Consider the following 18,445-nt stretch of genomic DNA (forward strand, 5'->3'; position numbering starts at 1 on the left):
TTGCGCCCTCACTCTTCCATCACATTTCCTACGCCTAATTCTGCGAACAGCGTTTGCCAGTACTGGGTTACGGCGGGATTATTCTCGCGCACCGATGCGTTTGGTGCAAAAGGCAGCAGCATCGTAATCTCAGGGCTGCCAATGGTGTAGCGTTTCAGGTTCTGGGCATCTGCTTTGGCCCATTCGTCGGCCTGGGTGTTATCGCGTGGGGGGGTCTTCTGAAAATCGCGTCGATTCGCACCGGGTACGCTCTCGATCATGTCGCTGAGGTAGTAGACTTTCACAGACAGGCCCGTTTCGCTGGCTTTTTCAATGACCGGCAGGCTGGCCCAGATGTCGGTGCGCTGGTTGGAAGCTCCGTCATTCTGCGCCACCAACTGTTGCAGCACCCGTTGCCGAATCTGCGCTTTTTCGCGTGTGAGCAGCAGGTCGAACTCCGTTTCAGCGGCTTCGCGGTCGGTGGGGCTGGCTGCTGAAACGTCTTCCATTTCGGCGCGTACCGTCATGTTCAGGGCGCGGGCTTTGCTGGTGTTTTCGTGGATAAAGTACACGTCGAGCCGGTCGCCTTTCTGCCGGATATTCTGCTCGATAATATCGTTGATAGCCTGCTGATACTTCCTCATCACAAACGCCCGGTTTACATTTACGCTGCGCGTTTTGTCGATAAAAATCAGCGTGTAAGTAGGATCGGAAGTAGAGGGTTTTTGCTCTGTCGAACAGGAAAAAAGGGTTAAACACAGAGATACGCAGAGGAAACACAGAATTGCACCCCACCCCAACCCCTCCCCGTTAGGGAGGGGCTTTGCAAGCCAGTTATTTAAGCCCCTCCCTAACGGGGAGGGGTTGGGGTGGGGTATAGACTGGGGCTTCCAAAAATTAGCTTTCATTATTTCATCAGTTCGGCCCGCAACGTGCTGTCGGCGGGTTGGTTATGATTCCAGTAATCGTTCTGAATGGTTTTAGTAAGAACGGCGCGGGAGGTCAATAAAGCATCCTTCGACGGATAAGTTTCTTCCCAGCCCACAATACGGTGCGGAAATGCCCGCTCAAACACAATCATTAACGTTCGGTCGTCGGTGGGGTATTGTACGGTGTACGACTTCAGGAATTTGCCCGGAAATAACACACCTTCATAGTCGTCGAGTTTGGCCGTTGCGGCCAGTGGTTCGAGGGTTTTGTGCCGCAGCCGGGCCGAAGCAGTGCCGGGAATCAGGCGTATGTCGCCCGTCGGGAGTTTGTCGGGATTAATCCGGATGCGGTTCCAGAGTTCATCTTCCAGGATGGCTTTTTCAACCACGTAATCTTCGTTAACCTCTTTCTCGAAATACGATTTGCCGACCACGCGGTAGCCACTGTTCTGATAATTAACCTGCAAATAGCTATGCCCACACCACTCCTGCGCCGACGTACTGACTTTCAGCGTGTTCGGAAAAGACGGATTGTTGATAGGCGTGAACACCGACGTAAACAGTGAATAATCGTAAATACCCGTCACAAACGTACGGCTGATGTTGGTTTTCAGCACAGGTACAGCGTTAGCGCGGCTGGTCGTGCGCGACCCCGGTTCGGACTCGGACTTTACCTGCGTATCGGTTCTGAAATCTTCGGTCACGAAAATCAGTACGGCTTCGCCGGGGTTCAGCACCCCGTATTGCGCCTGTTGCAGTTTGTAGTGATTCAGTTCGGCTTTACCCGCAAACCAGTAGGCAGCAAAGTCGGGCGAGGGCTTTTCGGCAGGCTTAGCGGTCTGAGCAGCCGGTTGCTGAAAAATCGTTGCTCTCATAGCAAAGGCAAACACGATTGCCAGCGCGAGAACAAGAAGCAAAAAGTTTTTTGTGATGGTCTGTTTCATCGATACCAGTAAAATGTAATTGAACCGGCTTGTTCAACAACGTCAAGTTCATGATGATCGGAGGTAACGACTGTTGCGCCAAGTAACTGTGCCTGAGCCAATAAAAACGAATGTCTCTATAAAATTGATAATAAACTTCATAGGCATTGACAGCATGAATGTATAATGAACAATTACCATTCTCTGCGCTACGAAATAATGCCCGAATATTAGCCACGCCCGGCTCGCTTCCCAGAAAAGCTAAAATGGCGTTGGCATCCAATAAATAAACGTCTGTCACTGTAAGCCTTGCTGATGTTCGCGCTGTTTTTCCCTGTCGTTTTCACGGGCCAACGTTTCTGACGTTATTCCCGCACCTGCATATTTCCCCTCCAGTCGCGTCCAGACCGAATCAGTTCTCGTCGATGGGTTGCTCTTTTCCACAACGATATACGGTATAGACCTCAGAAAATTCATCAGAATTTCCTCTTTCTCTTCCGGGACATGAATTGTGACGGTTGACATAACTTTCCTAAATTTTATCAAATCTACTAGTTTACAACGTATCTTGCTGAATAGCTTATCAACCGCTACGTTCGTTATGCGCATCTCTTCCCTCCGCCCGCTGCTCATTCTTCATTGTACATTCTTCGTTATCCATTCTTTAGTTGCCCAGGTTGAAAAAGCCCCGGCCCGCAGGCAGGGCGAGGGCGACGGGCCGCATAACCGGCTCATTATTCGGGGCGTTACCCTTATTAACAGCACGGGTGCCCCGCCGGTTGGCCCGGTCGATATTGTTGTCGAAAAAAATCGCATTGCCCAGATTCGGCAGGTAGGGTATCCGGGCGTTTCTATCGACCCCAAAAGCCGCCCAACGGCCAATGCAGGCGACAAAGAACTGAACTGTGAGGGCATGTACCTGATGCCCGGCTTCGTAGACATGCACGGCCACATTGGCGGTTCGGCGCAGGGAGCCAACGCCGAATACGTGTTTAAACTCTGGATGGGCCACGGCATTACAACCATTCGCGACCCAAGTTGCGGCAACGGGCTGGATTGGGTGCTTGAACACCGCGCCAAAAGCAACCGCAACGACATTGTGGCTCCGCGCATTCTGGCCTACACCGTGTTTGGGCAGGGCGCGAAAGACCCCATCAGCACCCCCGAACAGGCGAGGGCGTGGGTACAGCAGAACGCCAAACGCGGAGCCGATGGCATTAAGTTTTTCGGGGCCGAACCAACTATATTCAGAACCGCTCTGGAAGAGAACAAAAAACTGGGGCTGCGTTCGGCCTGTCACCATGCCCAGTTGGAAGTGGCTCGTATGAATGTGCTGGCTACGGCCAAAGCGGGCCTGACCAGCATGGAACACTGGTATGGCCTTCCCGAAGCTCTGTTTGAAGACAAAACCGTGCAAAACTACCCGGCCACGTATAATTACAACAACGAACAAAACCGATTCGAGGAGGCCGGTCGGCTATGGGAACAGGCCGCCAAACCTGGTACGCCAAAGTGGAATGCCGTGATGGACTCGCTTATCCGGCTCGACTTCACGCTCGACCCAACCTTTAACATCTACGAAGCCAACCGCGAACTGATGCTGGCCCGACGCGCCGAGTGGCACGACGACTATACGCTGCCCAGCCTATGGCGGTTCTACGGACCGAGTCGCATCTCGCACGGGTCGTATTGGCACAACTGGGGCACCGAGCAGGAGGTGGCCTGGAAACGCAACTACCAGCTCTGGATGCAATTCATTAACGAATACAAAAACCGGGGTGGCCGCGTTACGGCGGGTTCTGATTCGGGTTTTATCTATCAGCTCTACGGCTTTGCTTATATCCGCGAACTGGAGTTGCTGCGCGAAGCGGGTTTTCACCCCCTCGAAGTAGTGCGGGCCGCTACCATCAAAGGAGCCGAAGCCCTCGGCATGGCCGATCAGATTGGCTCGGTAGAAGTAGGTAAGTTAGCCGACTTTGTGATTGTGAAAGAAAACCCGCTGGCAAATCTGAAAACACTTTACGGCACCGGGGCTATTCATCTGAACGAGAAAAACGAAGTCGAACGCGTTGGGGGCGTTACCTACACGGTGAAAGATGGTGTGGTATACGATGCCAAACAACTGCTGGCCGACGTGCGCAAACTCGTTGCCGATGCCAAAGCCAAAGAAAACTTCGAGATCACTCAGCCCGGCGTTCCGGCGAAGGCCGGGAAAGTGGGGGGGAGTGGGAAGGACTAACCGGAGCAGCAGGACGCGCATTTCGTTTCTGTAGCAGAAACGGTATAATCAGGAAGCTAATACCGCTGAAGATCAGGTTGAAACCAAAGCCAACGGCGTGCAGGAACGTAGCGGCTGTAGCTCCCTGCGCCGTAGTAAAACCATACAAAACCAACGCCCGGCTGACAAAAAAGTGATACGTACCAATGCCGCCCTGTGTCGGAACGGCAATGCCCCCCAGCGAGCTGACGGTTAAAATGGTGAGTGCCGCCGACGGGGGTAACGACCGCGTGACGTCAAATGCCTGAAGCAGCAAATACGTGAACGCCCAACCCATTAGTTGATAAGAAACCGTCAGCCATACGAACAGAGCGGGTTTGGGCAGTCGCCGAATTGCCAGAAAACCCTCACGAAAGCCGTTGATGGCTCCTAACACTTTCGTAGTCAGCCGATGTTGGCGGATGTGCTGATTCGTGAATAGCCACCAGCCTATAAGCCCACCTGCGACTACCAGAACAAGCATGATTTCAGCCCAAAAAACATCAGGAAGGGCAAGGGTAAGGTTACTCAGGTAGGCTTTCATCCGAACAAACTCAACCAACACGGTCAACAGCAACGTCAGCAGTAACACAAACAAATCGATAACCCGTTCGCCTGCAACGGAGCCAACACTGTGCGAAAGCGGAATACCATCGGTACGTTGTAGGGTGCCGCATCGGGTCAGTTCGCCCGCGCCGGGAATAATCATACTCGCCATAGCTCCCGATAGTATAGCTATAGCAACTCGAAAGAGAGAAGGGCTGTAATGCAGAGCCTGTAATGTAAGCATCCAGCGAATGGCACGCAGCAGGTAATACATACCAAATACTACCGCTGCAACCAGCAAAACCCAATAATTTGCTTTTTGGAACTGGTCGGCAAGCTCGCCCAAAGGAACGTCTTTCAATACATACCACAGAAGCCCCAACGCCAGCAAAATAGAAATAGACTGGCTTACAAATCGCTTGTTCATCGGGGCAAATTAGTTATTTTACGAAACATACTATCGTAAGCTGGCAGAACTGGCACGGTATTAGTAGTTTTGATCTGTATACTCATTGGTATCGTCTAACCCATACAAAAATCTGTCCGTAACCTCTTTATGTCGAAGAAAAGGAAAGGTTCGCCCGTTGCTCCGGTCACGCCTTCGCCCAGCCGACTTGCCAAACCGCAGCCTGCTGCCGAACCCGTTTCGCTAAAATCGCAGCCCGTCGGGCCAGTCAAACCCGTTGAAACCCCCAACACTGAACAGCCTTTTGACTTAATTCGGTTCGACAGGCGGGTGAAGTGGTTTTTGGGCATATGCTTAGGATTGTTTCTGCTGCTCTCGCTGGCTAAAATTCATGCAGTTTCCATACCCATCTGGAATCAAATGATGCCCGATGGAAGTGATGCAAAGCGGGGGGTTATTTCTGGCGAATCGCGCCGAATCCGAATGGACGATTATGCAGTGATGGCACCGTGGATATTATCACAGACTAATCGAGGTTTGCCTCAGGAAAACGAAACAATTGGTGGTGGTAAAGCCCCCGTGCTGGTGACTCCGACTAATCATTTCAGCACACTGTTCCGTGCTGATTATTGGGGTTTCTTTTTCCTGAACGCTGAGCAGGGGTATGCCTGGGCATTCAATTTCCGGGCGATTCTGTCGCTGATAGGAGCAACACTTTTACTGCTGCTGCTCACACAAAATAATTTCTGGCTGTCTCTATTTGGAAGTACATGGCTATTTCTATCGTCAGGAACACAGTCGTGGACACACATACCAACTGTCATGATTGGTTCGGGCAGTCTGGCTGTAGTGGCTGCAATCTATTTATGTTTTGGTAAGAACAAAAGGCAGATCATTATTGCAAGTATAGGGCTATGCTATATGGTTTTATACTATGCGTTTATTTTATATCCGCCCTATCAGGTGCCGTTAGGCTATGTGTTTGCTGCTTTATTTCTGGGATACCTATTAACACATGTCAATAAGCAGCACCTAAGCTCTCAATGGCAAACTAAAATAATAGGAGCAATTAGTGCCTTGGCGGGGTCTGCCGTTATATTCTATCTCTACTTTACTGATTTGAAGCCGACCATCGATGCCATTACAAATACCGTTTATCCCGGCAAGCGTAGTGAATTGGGTGGTACAGGGTTCATTGCCAACTGGTTCTCGGAATATTTTAGCTGGCAGTTTAAAGACACGGCGTTTCCGGGTAGCTGGCTGAACCACTGCGAATTATCGCATTATATAACCTTTGCGCCAATTATCATTCCTTCATTGATACTTGTGTACGTTCTGACCCGCCAATTTGACTGGACGCTATTGCTACTTAGTGTATTTGTGGTGGCTGGCTATATCTGGATTGAAGTTGGTTTTCCAGCCTGGCTGGCAAAGCTGACATTGTGGAATATGAGCCCGACTCGTCGTATGCAAATTCCGTTTGGTATCGGGAACGTTTTATTGTCGGTTCTGTACCTGCATTATTTGACAACCGTTCGATTGCCGCGCAAAAATGAATGGGTACTGATGGCGGCTGTCATAATCGGTGTTATTGGTTTTGTTGGGTATGCTGTATACGTAAATGTTAATGACTCTGACGGTTTCTTCAAGGCATACCAACTATTTCTGCCAGCGGCTTTTTTTGCCGGATTGGGTATTTTATTGTTACCTACCTGGCAACCGTCTTACCGAACAGCCATTTTCGGAATTGCGATCCTCTTTTTTTTAAGCCCCAACTTAAGGCTTAACCCTGTCTCTAAAGGGTTGACGCCTATCACTGAGCATGTCTTGTACAAGGCTGTTCGTGATATTCAGAGCCGGGAACCCGAAGCCAGATGGGTGGTTTTTGGGGGGCAGTTCGTTTCGTATATGGTTACGGCAACTGGCGTTAATTTGCTAAGTGGTGTAAAATATACGCCACCAAGGCAGATTCTACGTGTTCTTGACCCGCAGGCAAAACGGGATTCAGCTTATAATCGTTACGCACACACGGTGTACAGCACATATATAAATCCGCAAAAACCAGACTCAGTTATCATGGTTAACACGTTTGAGGATGGCTATACAGTGGCTATGGACCCTTGCTCACCGCGCTTCAAAAAGCTGAATGTCAAATACATTATATTCGACCGGCAGCCGCAGCCAGTTGAAACGCGGTGCATGAAATTAGTTTCATCGTTAGGTTCGTTACAGATCTATCGAATAAACGATTGAGACCATGACTAAGGATAGAATTCTGGTCATTGTACCATGCTTCAATGAAGAAGAGGCCGTTGCAGCGGTAATTGAAGATATCAATCGGGCAAAAAACCGATATAGCCTACATCTTGACATACTGGCCGTCAACGACTGTTCGACGGATGGCACGTTGGCGGTGCTCAAAAGAGCGAACTGCCTGCATCTCGACCTGCCTGTGAACCTGGGTATTGGCGGGGCCATGCATGCTGGCTACAAATTTGCCTTCCGAAACGGCTACGACATAGCGGTTCAGATAGACGGCGATGGTCAGCATCCGGCAGATGAATTAATGAAGATTCTCCAGCCCATTTTCGATGGGGAGGCTGACATCGTAATTGGCTCGCGATTCTTAAACCGCAGCGGCTTTCAATCGTCGACCATGCGCCGGGTTGGCATCAATTATTTTCGCCGGCTAAATCAGATATTAATAGGGCAGACTATTTATGACAGCACGTCTGGCTTTCGGGCATTTAATCGGCTGGCTTTATCTACCGTGAACGTCTACTACCCTGATGAATACCCTGAACCAGAGGCTATTGTTCAGTTTGGTTTGCATCAACTCCGAATGACGGAAGTACCCGTGACAATGCGTGAACGACAAGGAGGAGTATCGTCTATCAATACCAGCAGAGCTATTTACTATATGGTCAAAGTGACATTGGGAACGCTGTTTATTTATGCCCGTCTACGAAATAAACTTAAGCATCAAATGGCATAAGTCATGGAAACGATACCTGTCGTCATACAAATTATTGGGCTGACTGGGGCCACCCTGTTCATGCTGTATATTTTTCGGTTGATTGTGCGCGGCCAGCTTCGGGAAGAATACTCGATTGTCTGGATATTATGCACGATTATCCTGATTGTTTTCTCAATCTGGCGACGCGGCCTGGAACAAATTTCGCTTGCCCTGGGCGTGTTTTACCCACCATCTCTGATTTTTCTGGCAGCCATATTCGCAATCATTATCTTTCTGGTACACTTATCGGTAGTGGTGTCTCGTTTACAAAATCATATCAAGACGCTTACGCACGAACTGGCTTATCTGAAACAAGAAGTGGCTATGTTAAAAGAAAACTCAGGACAAGCCGCTGACGGGCCACCCATATTAACAGAATCCTGATTGTATGGACCTACCTTCTATCAGCGTGATTACGCCATCTTTTAACCAGGGCCATTTCATCAGGCAAACCGTAGAATCTGTTCTTTGTCAGCAGTATCCCAAATTAGATTATACAATTATTGACGGTCTCTCAACTGATAATACATTATCGATACTTGAAACGTATAAAAGTCAGCTACGTCTGATTGTAGAACAGGACAGTGGCCAAACTGATGCTATCAATAAAGGTTTGCGTTCGGCTCAGGGAGAAATTGTTTGTTGGCTTAACTCAGACGATTATTTTCTGCCGGGCACGCTTCAGGCAGTTGGTACCTATTTTGCCCAGCATCCATCTTGTTTATGGCTAACGGGCGATTGTCTGATTGTTGACGAAGAGGGCACGATAATTCAGCAACCCATTCGGTATTATAAACGCTTATTGAGGCAATTACCTGTGCCTGTTTATCTGGGTCTAACAAATGCGGTATGTCAGCCCGCTACCTTTTGGCGACGTTCTATTCATGCGCAACTGGGCTATCTTGATGAGTCGCTCCGGTATACAATGGATTACGACTGGTGGCTGCGCTTGAAAAGCATACAACCTCCGGTTGTGCTGGCCCGGCCTCTCACAGCTTTCCGTATTCATAAAGATTCGAAGGGGGGCAGCGAATTTTCTCGTCAGTTTGAGGAGGATTATGCCGTTTTAACTAAGTACACATCCAACACATTGACCCGAACCGCACATAGATTGCACAATACGCTGATTAACAGTATTTATCGGGTGCTGAAAAAGGTGTAGGCATTGAGATATAAGGCTCGAACTTTTTGAAAAGAAAGCTGTGTGCCTATAAACAAGTAGATGCCAATCCATTTCAAAGGGTTTCTTGTGTGGCCTAAAGCAACGTTCTTAGCTTCGTAAGTCGATTTATATATATTGCCCCCTGTAATGTTTCCCTCTCTCATCGAAAAAACATGAATAAACCGCTTAGGAATACACGCCACTTCCCGTCGGTCGGTTATCTTATCAATCATCTGCAACCACAAGTCATAATCCATACAATACTGCAAATGCGTTTTTAACAGAATATTATGCTGTTTACAGAATGCTGGTCGGAAAAAAACATTTCCGCACATGATTGAGTCGGTAAACCACATTAAATGATAATCAAGATCACGCTTCAGGCGATTTTCGGTAACATTCGATGCTGTCCAATGAATTTTATAACTCCCATAGCATATAACCGGTTCTATACCTGTTTCGCTCTGGTAACTGTCCAGAAACGTATTTACATCATCGAGCACACAGTCGTCAACAAGGTAGTCGTCATTCCCCAACCAAAGTACATAATCGCCCTTCGCCGAAGCGATTCCTATATTTACGGCATCAGATAAGCCAATATCAAGGGGCTTGTCAACACGACGAACACGTTTGTCCAGTCTTGCTATATCATCGACTAACTGATGTGAGCCGTCTATTGATTTACCATCTACAACCACTACTTCGACGTTAGTGTAGGTTTGATTCCGAACACTTTCTATGCAGCGGATTATAAACTCGGCTCCATTAAAATTCGGAATAAGAATAGTAAAAAGGCGATTCATAAATCATCAGTTATTGCTTTACAAAGATGGCATCCTGCTGTAAAATGACGCCCGTTTTGGGATCAACCAGTTGCTCCAAAGACCCATAGTAAGCGTAACCAAAGTTCGTCAGGGTTTGATAAATCTCGTGAAAAGAAGAGTCGCCTTCATATAAGCTCTTAATAGCCGTTTCGATAATCACGATTCTGGCTTTATTGAACGTATCAACACCACCTGCAATAACATTTCGCTCATAGCCCTGTACGTCGATTTTTATAAGTATGTTACCGCTCAAATTGAGTTCGCTGGCTACATCGTCAAGGCGACGCACGGGTACGTGAATCTCTTTCGACTGATTCGTTTTAGGGTAACTCCTGCGATGTTCATCCGACATCCTGAGAATTGATGAGGCCGGACTATAGGCATTCTGGTTAAAAGGAACCTCGCCTGTCTTATCACCAATAGCATAATTGTATGCCGACAAGTTTTTGAATACGTTGGCTACGTATTCGAGTTTGGCAAAACAGGCAGGTATAGGTTCGAATGAGTGTACATAAGCAGAGGGAAATAGACTACAGAAGTTAATAGCCGCCTGCCCTACATTAGCTCCAATGTCTAAGATAGTATCAATCGCTAAATCGTGAAGCCACGGTGCCCTATATGCCCGGTTAGGCTGAATTTGTAGCCCGTGAGGTATCCATCGAACTAACCGGGGATTTGTTAGAAGGAAGAAAAAATCATCAATGTACTTCGCCAGTTTCATAAACAAATTGAATTAAATCAGCAAACAATTATCTGGACGATAGAATAAGCCTGTACCCGTTTTAGTGTATACTATGGGAGAGAGGCCCCAAAACTCCAATCGCTTAAAGCCAGCGTCTTTTAGCAAATTCAAACCAGCCTGCATTTGGCCACTATATTCAAGATTATCTACTATAATTACTCCATTAGATGAAACACATCCGATAGAGTTAGCAATACAATTATTACGATTTACACCGTCGACAATGACAATATCGTATAACAGGTTCCTTGTTTTAATATTTAATGAATAGGGAGTTTCGTCATTCACGTCCATAAAAGCCATATCATGATAGTCTGCTTTTAACTCCAGCGGCTCGTAAACAAGAATGGCATTATCGGGCAAATTTCCTTTAATGGTATTATACCAGTCTAAAGAATGCTCGATAGCATGAATAAGACCAACTCGTTTTGCGAACCAGCGGGTAGAATTGCCGCTACCATATTCATACACATTCATAAACTTATTGAGTCGAGGTTCAATAAATTCTATGAAGGGGTAACTTAACCAGGGAATGGGGCAATCAGTGACGTCAATGGCCTGCATCCGACGTACACTACGCAGCCAGCCACTTTGGTGCAGATAGCCCTTACGATCAAAAAGTAAGCCCCAGATCATTCTACTATTGAATCGGCGGGCAACTCTTAAGGCTTGTGTGTGCAGAAATTGATTCACAGATAAGAAACAAATAAAATTTTATAGTCCGCGACGGTAGGTGCAAATATTGGGCCATAAGATGACAACTGGTTGTAGGCAGCTACTCCTCCACCCGATAAATGCCCCGTTTGATAGCATCATCGAAAATAGCTTTAGCCTGCACCGGGTCGCCCCAGGGAAGTTGAACGCTGTTGGGGTTGGCCCGATATTGAGCGGCTGTCTGCCGAAGCTGAGCCGCACGGGCTTCAATGTTTCGGCGGTGGTGAACGTTTGTGCCCGACACAAACAGCAGCATCGCAAACAGCCCGTAAGCAACCGTTACGCTCGTTTGCAGTAGTCTGTGCGTAATTGCTTCTATTACCAGCACTACCTGACCCACAAACAGCATAACCGTGATAATGCCGTAACGCGTGCTGAACGCCTGCTGAACGCCAAACCCCGACCGCCCCGCTGTGAGCGATAGGCTTGTGAGGTATAAAAACAGAAGTAGCCCCACTAATGGCAGATAGTTCAGTAGGCGTCGGGTGTAGAACAGGTAAGCCACAGCCCCCGCTGTTATCAGGACCGATGCAATACCAAACAATAGGCTGATTGTGGGGCGGTTTGGGAAAAAAGCACCAATCAGTGAGAAAAAATATTGGATGGCCCGACCCGGATGATTCAGCAACGAATCGGCAATGTTGGGGTGATAGGGCGGGCGATAGTACTGCTGGAAATAGAGTATAATAACCATAGCTCCCAGCGCAGTCCAGATAGTTACTTTTCGGTATTGCTTCAACAAAAGCAATAGGGGTATGCCCGCTGCAAAACAGAACATGCCGTTGCCGCTGGTAAACGTCGCCAGTACTGCCATTGAACAGGCCAGTATAAACCAGGTCTGACCCGGTCTGACCAGACAATACAGACTGGAAAAGGCGAACGCAATGACATACAGGTTTTGCAAAGCCGCCATCGACCAGGTAGTTAATTCCCAGTATTGAAACAGGAACAGCGAATAGGCTACCGGGATAAAGAAAAAGAGCCGCTTCGGCCACGGATGCCGACGGAAAGCCGTTTTTAGGAAAAGTACCGCAAGCAATACGATAGACAGGTTTCCAACCAATGTCAGTCGGCGGAAATTCAGGACGCCAAACAAGTAATAATCTGCCAGAAAAACCAGCCGGTCGAATACGATACGATGCTCGTTATATTGTGAGAATAATAAGTCGACGCGTTTGGCAAAGCTGGTTTCAATGAAGACAAACGCAGAAACGAAAGAAAGTGCGCTATTAAAGTCGTCCTCGTATGGAAAATTATATGCGTTCTGGAAAACGGTAAGCGTATACCAACCGGCGGGTATGGCGAGCAATAGCCCCCAGAGCACCGGCAGAAATGGCATTAGCCTTCGCTGGTATGGATGGAGCGAGGGCAACTGAGCGTTTGCAGATAACGGCGTTCGGTTCGTACCGATCATCGAAATGGGCTATGAGAGCCTAAAATTACTAATGCTGCCCGACAAACCAAAAGGCTCGCCGTTCGGCATAGGTATGTTGGTCGCGGGGCGTCAGAAAACCGACATGACCACCCGTGCGGGGTGTTTCGAGGTAAATGTGTGGATGCGGTTGGGCCAGCCACCCCGGCGAACACTCAGGCGACAGCAATGGGTCGTTCTGGGCATTTAGCAGTAATGTTGGTACGGCAATATCCGCCATAAAATTGACTGCCGATGCCTGTTTATAAAAATCACTGGCACTTTGATACGCATTAACCGGAGCCGAAAAGAACTCGTCAAAATCGCGCCATTGCCGCACCTGCCGCAACTTATCCATGTCCAATTGTCCCGGAAACTGACTGGCCTTGTGGCTGATTTTGACCACTAACTTTTTCATAAACCGATTCCGATAGAACCGGTTAGAGGGGCGGTCGAGCAGTGCTGCACTGGCTCCCAGATCGGTGGGAGACGAAATGGCGACGCCCTGCCGAATAACGTCGGGCCGGTGTTTGCCATGAACGCCGAGGTATTTGAGCGTGATGTTGCCACCCATGCTGAAGCCAATCAGCGTAACGTGCTGGTAGGTCTTCGTTCGTAACGCATGACCAATTACTTCACCCAGATCACCGATTTCGCCATGATTGTATAACCGAAAAGCCCTGTTCATTTCGCCACTGCACGAGCGGCAGTTCCAGGCCAGCACGTCGTAGCCATTCTGGGCGAATAACTTCGCCATGCCACGCATATACTGTCGGTTGCTATCGCCCTCCAGCCCGTGCGTAAGAATAACTAATCGGGGTTTCCCTTTGTCAATCCAGTCGAGATCAACAAAATCACCATCGGCAAGCGTCAGTCGTTCGCGTTCGTAGGTCACGCCCGGCACCGTGCGAACCAAACTCGGAATAATGGTTTGCAGATGGCCGTTATATTGGTAGCTTGGCGGGCCGGTATAGGCCGAAAGAATAAGCGGCATACTGGTAATAACAGCTAATTTTGGGGGTTGTTTTGTCAGCGTTGTACTATGTCAGTTGCCAGATACGTATCGGTCATTCTCGCCAGCACCATCAAATTTGTGGGCGGCCCGCTGTCGGGGGCAGCTCTTGGACTGAGCTGGTTTGAGACGGCTCTTTGCACAATGCTGGGTATGATGTTGAGCGTAGTAGCAGTGGTATATGCGGGGGCCGCACTACAGGCACTCCTGCAACGATACCGTACAAAACCGCCCCAACGCTTTACGCGCCGAACCCGCCTGGCTGTGCGTATCTGGCAACGGTCGGGCATGGCTGGTATTGCCTTGCTAACTCCACTTATTCTGACGCCTATTGGCGGCACGGCTCTGGCGGTTTCGTTTCGGGTGCCTCGCCCTACCATACTGCTTTACATGCTGGTCAGCGCGATTCTCTGGGCAATCATTCAGACCATAGCCTTGTATCAGATTCCGGGACTGGCCGGGCTGCTGAACCGTTGACCTGTGCCAGCCACCGTTCGCTTTGGGCATACCGGGCTTCCTGTACTTCGGCCAGCGACTGACGGAAGTGGTGTAATACGCCCCAAACGTCGGTCTGAAAGCGGTTCTGCTGCTCCATCAACCTGAAAAATTCAACGGCATCAGCATGGGTTAAGTGGCCCGTTGTTCGTGCAATCGTCATAAAGGTCGCCATCACTTCGTCGGCCATGCGGGCATCTCCACAAATATACACATGGCAATCTGGTTGCTTAAGCATCGCCCATACATCGGGGTGATGTTGCCCAATCAGGTGTTGAACATACGTTTTTTGCGGCCCAACTCGCGAAAACGCGACCGATAAATGCGTCAGAAGGCCAATTTGCTCCCAGTGTTCCAACTCCTGCTGATATAGGTAATCGTGCTGGTTGCGGCAACCAAAATATAGCCGGGCCGATGCCGACGTAACGGATTCGCCCGATAACGCCAGGGTGCGTAGCTGCCACTCGCGGTACTGCAAAAAGCCAATAAACGGCGATAAGCCTGTGCCGGGACCAACCAGAATCATCGGCGCATCGGGGCGTTGTGGTGGCCGGAACCCCGACGTTCGAACCGACAGCCGCACAGTGGCTTTCTGCTCCGGGCTTAACCCCGCCAGGTAGTTGGAACATAAACCGGGCCGCACCTGACCCGATAAGCTAACCACCTGAATAACGCCGACCGTAACATGCATTTGGTCGGGATAGGTAGCCGGGCAAGAGGAGATAGAATACAGACGCGGCCTTTGCTTGGGTAGCACCTCCAGCAGTTGCCCAAACGATACCCGCACCGACGGAAAGGCATCGAGCAGATCGGCAATGGTGGCGTAACTTTCCTGCAAGTGCGCTTTCAGGCCCGTGCAGGCATCGTGCTGGTCGCCGAGGGCCAGCGTATCGGCCCAGTCGGTCAGGCGCGTTCGTTCTGGCGGGGCTTCGGCCTGCTGGGCCATCAGGTTAATTAATTCATCAAATGGCTCGCGCAGGGCCAGATCGAGTTCTTCGGTAAGTACCTGCCGTACCGATGCCGGTTGTGGATATGGATGATCGCCCGAAGAGCTTGCTCCTTCGTTATTGGCCGGGGCGGTCATAAACCAGGCATCGGCATCGATGCCTAAACGCTGACTGATGCGCTCGACCAGATCGGCGGGGTTGTGCGGATAAATTGCCACATGATCGCCCGTTTCATAGGTAAGCCCTGTTTGCCGGATGTCGAAGGCCAGAAACCGCGTAGAGCGGCTGTTGGGCACCAGTTCGCTAAGCAATTCGCGGTTTGCCAACACGGGTATAACCACACCGGGAAGGTGGTTTTGCGCATTGGTTTTTTGCGCCAAAGTTACTTGTTCAGGAGCGAGTAAGGTTACGGTCAGATGCCAGTCGTCGCTGCTGGTTTCATTTGTGTGTGGGCGGGAATCTCCCAATAAGCGCGTTACAATATCAAGCCATTGCCGAAACGTGTCGGCCTGACCGCGAATTTCGTCGCCCCGATGCATAATCGTGGTTCGTTTGCCGCCAATACGGGCCAGTTCACGGTCGATAGTGGCTCCGGCGGCACAGAAGTGTGGATAAACCGTACTGCCGAGTGCCATCACCGAAAAGTCGAATCCACGAAGCGAATTTGTTGGTATATGCCGCACCTGATCAACAAACGCCATCGCATTACCGGGCGGTTCGCCGTTGCCGAACGTAGACACCACCACCAGTACCGTCGACTCTTCGCCTAAACTCGCCGGGCTGTAGTCGTCTAAGGCCATCACGCGGGGGCGGTGGCGGTTTAACCGGCGGGCTGCCTGCCGGGCGTAACTCTCGGCAGTACCTGTTTCTGAACCGTACAAAATCAAAACGCGTTTTGGGCGTGCCCGGCTCACGGTGGTTGGCGTATGGCCGTTGGGCTGCGGTATGGCACCGGCCCAGGTTTCGGGGCACGTGTCTTCTCCGGCTACGGTCAGTTCATTGTCAATAACGGCCCAGCGGTCGGCAGCATAATGAAAATTAGGACTTAAATAGAAGTCGCGCATTTCGTGGTGCCAGACCGACGTTGAACTTCCGCCTGCTGCGGGTGTTACCCATGACCATTGCGCCGGACATTCCCGCCCGGCCCGTTTTTCGCGCTGATCGTGCGCTATGAACTGCCGGGAAGCCGTCTGATGATCGACCAGCGTAACTTTAGCTTTAGAGAACGAGTGCAAAACAGCAACGTTCAACTCCAGAAAGGCCCGGTCGCGCCATAGCGTTTGCTCGGTTGAGGTATCGAGACCCATTGTGCGGGCAATAAATTCGGCTTTATTATATCGCCCCTCTTCCCACAAATTGCGGGCAATTTCGGTTTCCATAAACCACCCGTTGAATGGTACACAACCGTAGCTGATACCGCCAATCTCCATCCGAAAATTAGTGATAGCCGGTATGGCGCACCACTGCAACTTCAGTGCGTCGAATTCGGGGTAAAATGGATGCTCGATAGGCACCATCAGCACGTCGTCTGGCTCGAATTCGTACATCCGGGGCAGATGACCGGGCACGTCGATGACCAAGGGCAGGTAATCGAAGGCCGTTTTTTGCGCTGGTGGCACCCAGCCCTGCCGAATAAGAGCTTTGGTTAAGGCCAGATTTGCCTGGTCGCCCAGTACAGAACCGTCTTCCAGTTCATAAGCGGCAAACCGAACATACTGACTATTCCAGATGCGCGGACCCCAGTGTTCCTGCGGCTGTTTTGGCCGAAACACATTCATGACAATCTGCATATTGCCGCCGTTAGTGGCAAGACGCATGTGTTCGGCACATTCCCGAAATATCTCGTCGGGGTCGGTAACGTGGCGCAGGTCGCGCACAATCAGATTCCGCCAGGCAATTCGGCCAATGCATTTCGAGGAGTTGCGCCAGGCGAGTTGTGCGCCATACGATAGCTCGTCGAAGGTGTGCGTATAGGTGCCTGTGGCATGAATTTCGCGTTCGATTTCGGCCAGCCGCCGTTCAGTTTTTGCAGCCTCCCAGTCTAACTCGGCAGCTATCTGACCGATAAACTCGCGTGCCTGCCGGATTGTCCGCTGCTGATTGACGATTGGCTGCTGCAATACGTGACTGACGCGGGTTAGCAGACGTTGCCAGGCTTGTTCGCGCTGGAGCGAGAAATTGGGAATATGCTGCTTCATAACCCGCAGCATTGGCTCAATCAATTTACCGTAGGCATCGGGCGGTACGCGGTGGTTGGTATGAACGCGGGCCAGTTCGCGCAACTCGGCCATGACATCATGACCCGTTTCAAGTGACTGAACCAGAAACGCAATGCTTTGCATTAAATGCTGCGCCAGCGTGTCGATATCGGTTCGCACAAAGTAGGGTAGAATGTCGGGGTGCGTTTCAAACAAAGCCCGGTAAAAATCGACGCCAATGGCAAGCGGTTTGGCAGCCAGCCGGTCGCCGTCGTGCCGCATGGCCCGTATCATGGCCGGGGTCAGGGCCTTGTCATAATCGTCAATTGCCTGTAGTGCGAGAGGTAAAATGTGTTGTGAGAAAAAACGATAGGGGGCCGACAGCGTGCCCAATGCCAGATTCTCGCGATCATATTCTTCGAGGTGTGGCACCTGGAGCAGCGTCCAGGTCCAGACACGCCGGGCCGTCAGCCAATGGCTGGGCCTCATACCCAGATCGGCCAGCAGTGTAACAGACGCTTCAATTGTTCGTTTTTGGGTCGACTGTTCGGGGTAAATGCCTCGGTAGCTTTCGCGTAGTATCCGCTCAGTATGCGGCATCAACTGCCGAACACCGGCGTCGAAGAGTTCGGCAAAGTAGCCTGGCATTTCATCGATAGCATCGCCGAAGCGTTCACGCAAACCGGGTTCTTCGTGCAGCAATCGCTCAAAAAACAACTCGATGAGCATGTCCTGAAAGGCCAGAAATTTATTCCATATATCCTTAACGAGTACCTGCTCCGGTGCCGTCAAGAGCTTATTGGCAGCCGGCTCATCGGTCGAGACAGGTAGCTCATCTCTCTCTTCATTCGTTGAAAATATAATCACAGTAGTAGTTTTGGTTG

The 18,445-nt window shown here is 50.1% G+C and carries 17 protein-coding genes; 6 read left to right on the forward strand and 11 right to left on the reverse strand.

Annotation, left to right across the window (positions count from 1 at the left end; genetic code table 11):
• Window positions 1-8: 8 nt before the first annotated feature.
• The 4 genes from AWR27_RS21270 to AWR27_RS21280 form a co-directional block, all read right to left on the reverse strand.
• Window positions 9-740, reverse strand: coding sequence for a hypothetical protein (locus tag AWR27_RS21270; RefSeq protein WP_418346646.1), 732 nt, complete (start codon window positions 738-740; stop codon window positions 9-11).
• A gap of 146 nt (window positions 741-886) precedes the next feature.
• Window positions 887-1,852: a hypothetical protein gene (locus tag AWR27_RS21275; protein WP_077133043.1), complete on the reverse strand. Its 966-nt coding sequence runs from the start codon at window positions 1,850-1,852 to the stop codon at window positions 887-889.
• Entirely contained in the window at window positions 1,740-2,114 is a 375-nt protein-coding gene (locus AWR27_RS25855; protein WP_232326082.1) for a PIN domain-containing protein, read from the reverse strand. Before AWR27_RS25855 ends, AWR27_RS21275 begins: the two co-directional genes overlap by 113 nt.
• Window positions 2,115-2,128: 14 nt before the next feature.
• Window positions 2,129-2,356: a hypothetical protein gene (locus AWR27_RS21280; protein WP_157579283.1), complete on the reverse strand. Its 228-nt coding sequence runs from the start codon at window positions 2,354-2,356 to the stop codon at window positions 2,129-2,131.
• A gap of 76 nt (window positions 2,357-2,432) precedes the next feature.
• Between AWR27_RS21280 and AWR27_RS21285 the strand changes: the two genes are divergently transcribed.
• Complete coding sequence (locus AWR27_RS21285) at window positions 2,433-4,070, forward strand: amidohydrolase family protein (RefSeq protein WP_077133045.1); 1,638 nt, start codon at window positions 2,433-2,435, stop codon at window positions 4,068-4,070.
• Here AWR27_RS21285 and AWR27_RS21290 read toward each other — a convergent pair.
• A complete protein-coding gene (locus AWR27_RS21290; RefSeq protein ID WP_077133046.1) occupies window positions 4,012-5,061 on the reverse strand; it encodes a lysylphosphatidylglycerol synthase transmembrane domain-containing protein in 1,050 nt (349 codons plus the stop codon). The genes AWR27_RS21285 and AWR27_RS21290 overlap by 59 nt on opposite strands.
• 129 nt (window positions 5,062-5,190) lie before the next feature.
• On the opposite strand from AWR27_RS21290, the gene AWR27_RS21295 reads away from it, so the two are divergent.
• The 4 genes from AWR27_RS21295 to AWR27_RS21310 are packed head-to-tail and all read left to right on the forward strand — an operon-like array spanning window position 5,191 to window position 9,218.
• Window positions 5,191-7,293, forward strand: coding sequence for a DUF7657 domain-containing protein (locus AWR27_RS21295; protein WP_077133047.1), 2,103 nt, complete (start codon window positions 5,191-5,193; stop codon window positions 7,291-7,293).
• Window positions 7,294-7,297: 4 nt separating this feature from the next.
• Window positions 7,298-8,035: a glycosyltransferase family 2 protein gene (locus AWR27_RS21300; protein ID WP_077133048.1), complete on the forward strand. Its 738-nt coding sequence runs from the start codon at window positions 7,298-7,300 to the stop codon at window positions 8,033-8,035.
• Between the two features lie 3 nt (window positions 8,036-8,038).
• Window positions 8,039-8,440: a DUF2304 domain-containing protein gene (locus tag AWR27_RS21305; protein WP_077133049.1), complete on the forward strand. Its 402-nt coding sequence runs from the start codon at window positions 8,039-8,041 to the stop codon at window positions 8,438-8,440.
• 4 nt (window positions 8,441-8,444) lie between these two features.
• On the forward strand, window positions 8,445-9,218 hold the full coding sequence (locus AWR27_RS21310; RefSeq protein WP_077133050.1) for a glycosyltransferase family 2 protein: 774 nt from the start codon (window positions 8,445-8,447) through the stop codon (window positions 9,216-9,218).
• On the opposite strand, the gene AWR27_RS21315 is transcribed toward AWR27_RS21310, so the two are convergent.
• The 5 genes from AWR27_RS21315 to AWR27_RS21335 all read right to left on the reverse strand — a co-directional run bounded on the left by AWR27_RS21315 (window position 9,194) and on the right by AWR27_RS21335 (window position 13,903).
• Window positions 9,194-10,021, reverse strand: coding sequence for a glycosyltransferase (locus AWR27_RS21315; RefSeq protein ID WP_077133051.1), 828 nt, complete (start codon window positions 10,019-10,021; stop codon window positions 9,194-9,196). The genes AWR27_RS21310 and AWR27_RS21315 overlap by 25 nt on opposite strands.
• Window positions 10,022-10,031: 10 nt before the next feature.
• Window positions 10,032-10,763, reverse strand: a complete 732-nt coding sequence (locus tag AWR27_RS21320; protein WP_077133052.1) for an FkbM family methyltransferase — start codon at window positions 10,761-10,763, stop codon at window positions 10,032-10,034.
• A gap of 12 nt (window positions 10,764-10,775) precedes the next feature.
• Window positions 10,776-11,477, reverse strand: a complete 702-nt coding sequence (locus AWR27_RS21325) for an FkbM family methyltransferase (protein ID WP_157579284.1) — start codon at window positions 11,475-11,477, stop codon at window positions 10,776-10,778.
• 82 nt (window positions 11,478-11,559) lie between these two features.
• Window positions 11,560-12,837: a hypothetical protein gene (locus AWR27_RS21330; RefSeq protein ID WP_077133054.1), complete on the reverse strand. Its 1,278-nt coding sequence runs from the start codon at window positions 12,835-12,837 to the stop codon at window positions 11,560-11,562.
• Between the two features lie 103 nt (window positions 12,838-12,940).
• Window positions 12,941-13,903, reverse strand: coding sequence for a YheT family hydrolase (locus AWR27_RS21335; RefSeq protein WP_077133055.1), 963 nt, complete (start codon window positions 13,901-13,903; stop codon window positions 12,941-12,943).
• 48 nt (window positions 13,904-13,951) lie between these two features.
• Between AWR27_RS21335 and AWR27_RS21340 the strand changes: the two genes are divergently transcribed.
• Window positions 13,952-14,398, forward strand: coding sequence for a hypothetical protein (locus tag AWR27_RS21340; RefSeq protein ID WP_077133056.1), 447 nt, complete (start codon window positions 13,952-13,954; stop codon window positions 14,396-14,398).
• On the opposite strand, the gene AWR27_RS21345 is transcribed toward AWR27_RS21340, so the two are convergent.
• A complete protein-coding gene (locus AWR27_RS21345) occupies window positions 14,340-18,428 on the reverse strand; it encodes a nitric oxide synthase oxygenase (protein ID WP_157579285.1) in 4,089 nt (1,362 codons plus the stop codon). The genes AWR27_RS21340 and AWR27_RS21345 overlap by 59 nt on opposite strands.
• Between the last annotated feature and the right edge of the window lie 17 nt (window positions 18,429-18,445).

Origin of the sequence: Spirosoma montaniterrae (assembly GCF_001988955.1) — a bacterium.
GTDB classification, from domain to species: Bacteria; Bacteroidota; Bacteroidia; order Cytophagales; family Spirosomataceae; genus Spirosoma; species Spirosoma montaniterrae.

Excerpts from the sequence above, each read along its gene's own strand:
- AWR27_RS21275 (WP_077133043.1), bottom strand. The coding sequence starts at position 1,852 with ATGAAACAGACCATCACAAAAAACTTTTTGCTTCTTGTTCTCGCGCTG.
- AWR27_RS21280 (WP_157579283.1), bottom strand. The coding sequence starts at position 2,356 with ATGTCAACCGTCACAATTCATGTCCCGGAAGAGAAAGAGGAAATTCTG.
- AWR27_RS21285 (WP_077133045.1), top strand. The coding sequence starts at position 2,433 with ATGCGCATCTCTTCCCTCCGCCCGCTGCTCATTCTTCATTGTACATTC.
- AWR27_RS21290 (WP_077133046.1), bottom strand. The coding sequence starts at position 5,061 with ATGAACAAGCGATTTGTAAGCCAGTCTATTTCTATTTTGCTGGCGTTG.
- AWR27_RS21295 (WP_077133047.1), top strand. The coding sequence starts at position 5,191 with ATGTCGAAGAAAAGGAAAGGTTCGCCCGTTGCTCCGGTCACGCCTTCG.
- AWR27_RS21300 (WP_077133048.1), top strand. The coding sequence starts at position 7,298 with ATGACTAAGGATAGAATTCTGGTCATTGTACCATGCTTCAATGAAGAA.
- AWR27_RS21305 (WP_077133049.1), top strand. The coding sequence starts at position 8,039 with ATGGAAACGATACCTGTCGTCATACAAATTATTGGGCTGACTGGGGCC.
- AWR27_RS21310 (WP_077133050.1), top strand. The coding sequence starts at position 8,445 with ATGGACCTACCTTCTATCAGCGTGATTACGCCATCTTTTAACCAGGGC.
- AWR27_RS21315 (WP_077133051.1), bottom strand. The coding sequence starts at position 10,021 with ATGAATCGCCTTTTTACTATTCTTATTCCGAATTTTAATGGAGCCGAG.
- AWR27_RS21320 (WP_077133052.1), bottom strand. The coding sequence starts at position 10,763 with ATGAAACTGGCGAAGTACATTGATGATTTTTTCTTCCTTCTAACAAAT.
- AWR27_RS21330 (WP_077133054.1), bottom strand. The coding sequence starts at position 12,837 with ATGCCATTTCTGCCGGTGCTCTGGGGGCTATTGCTCGCCATACCCGCC.
- AWR27_RS21335 (WP_077133055.1), bottom strand. The coding sequence starts at position 13,903 with ATGCCGCTTATTCTTTCGGCCTATACCGGCCCGCCAAGCTACCAATAT.
- AWR27_RS21340 (WP_077133056.1), top strand. The coding sequence starts at position 13,952 with ATGTCAGTTGCCAGATACGTATCGGTCATTCTCGCCAGCACCATCAAA.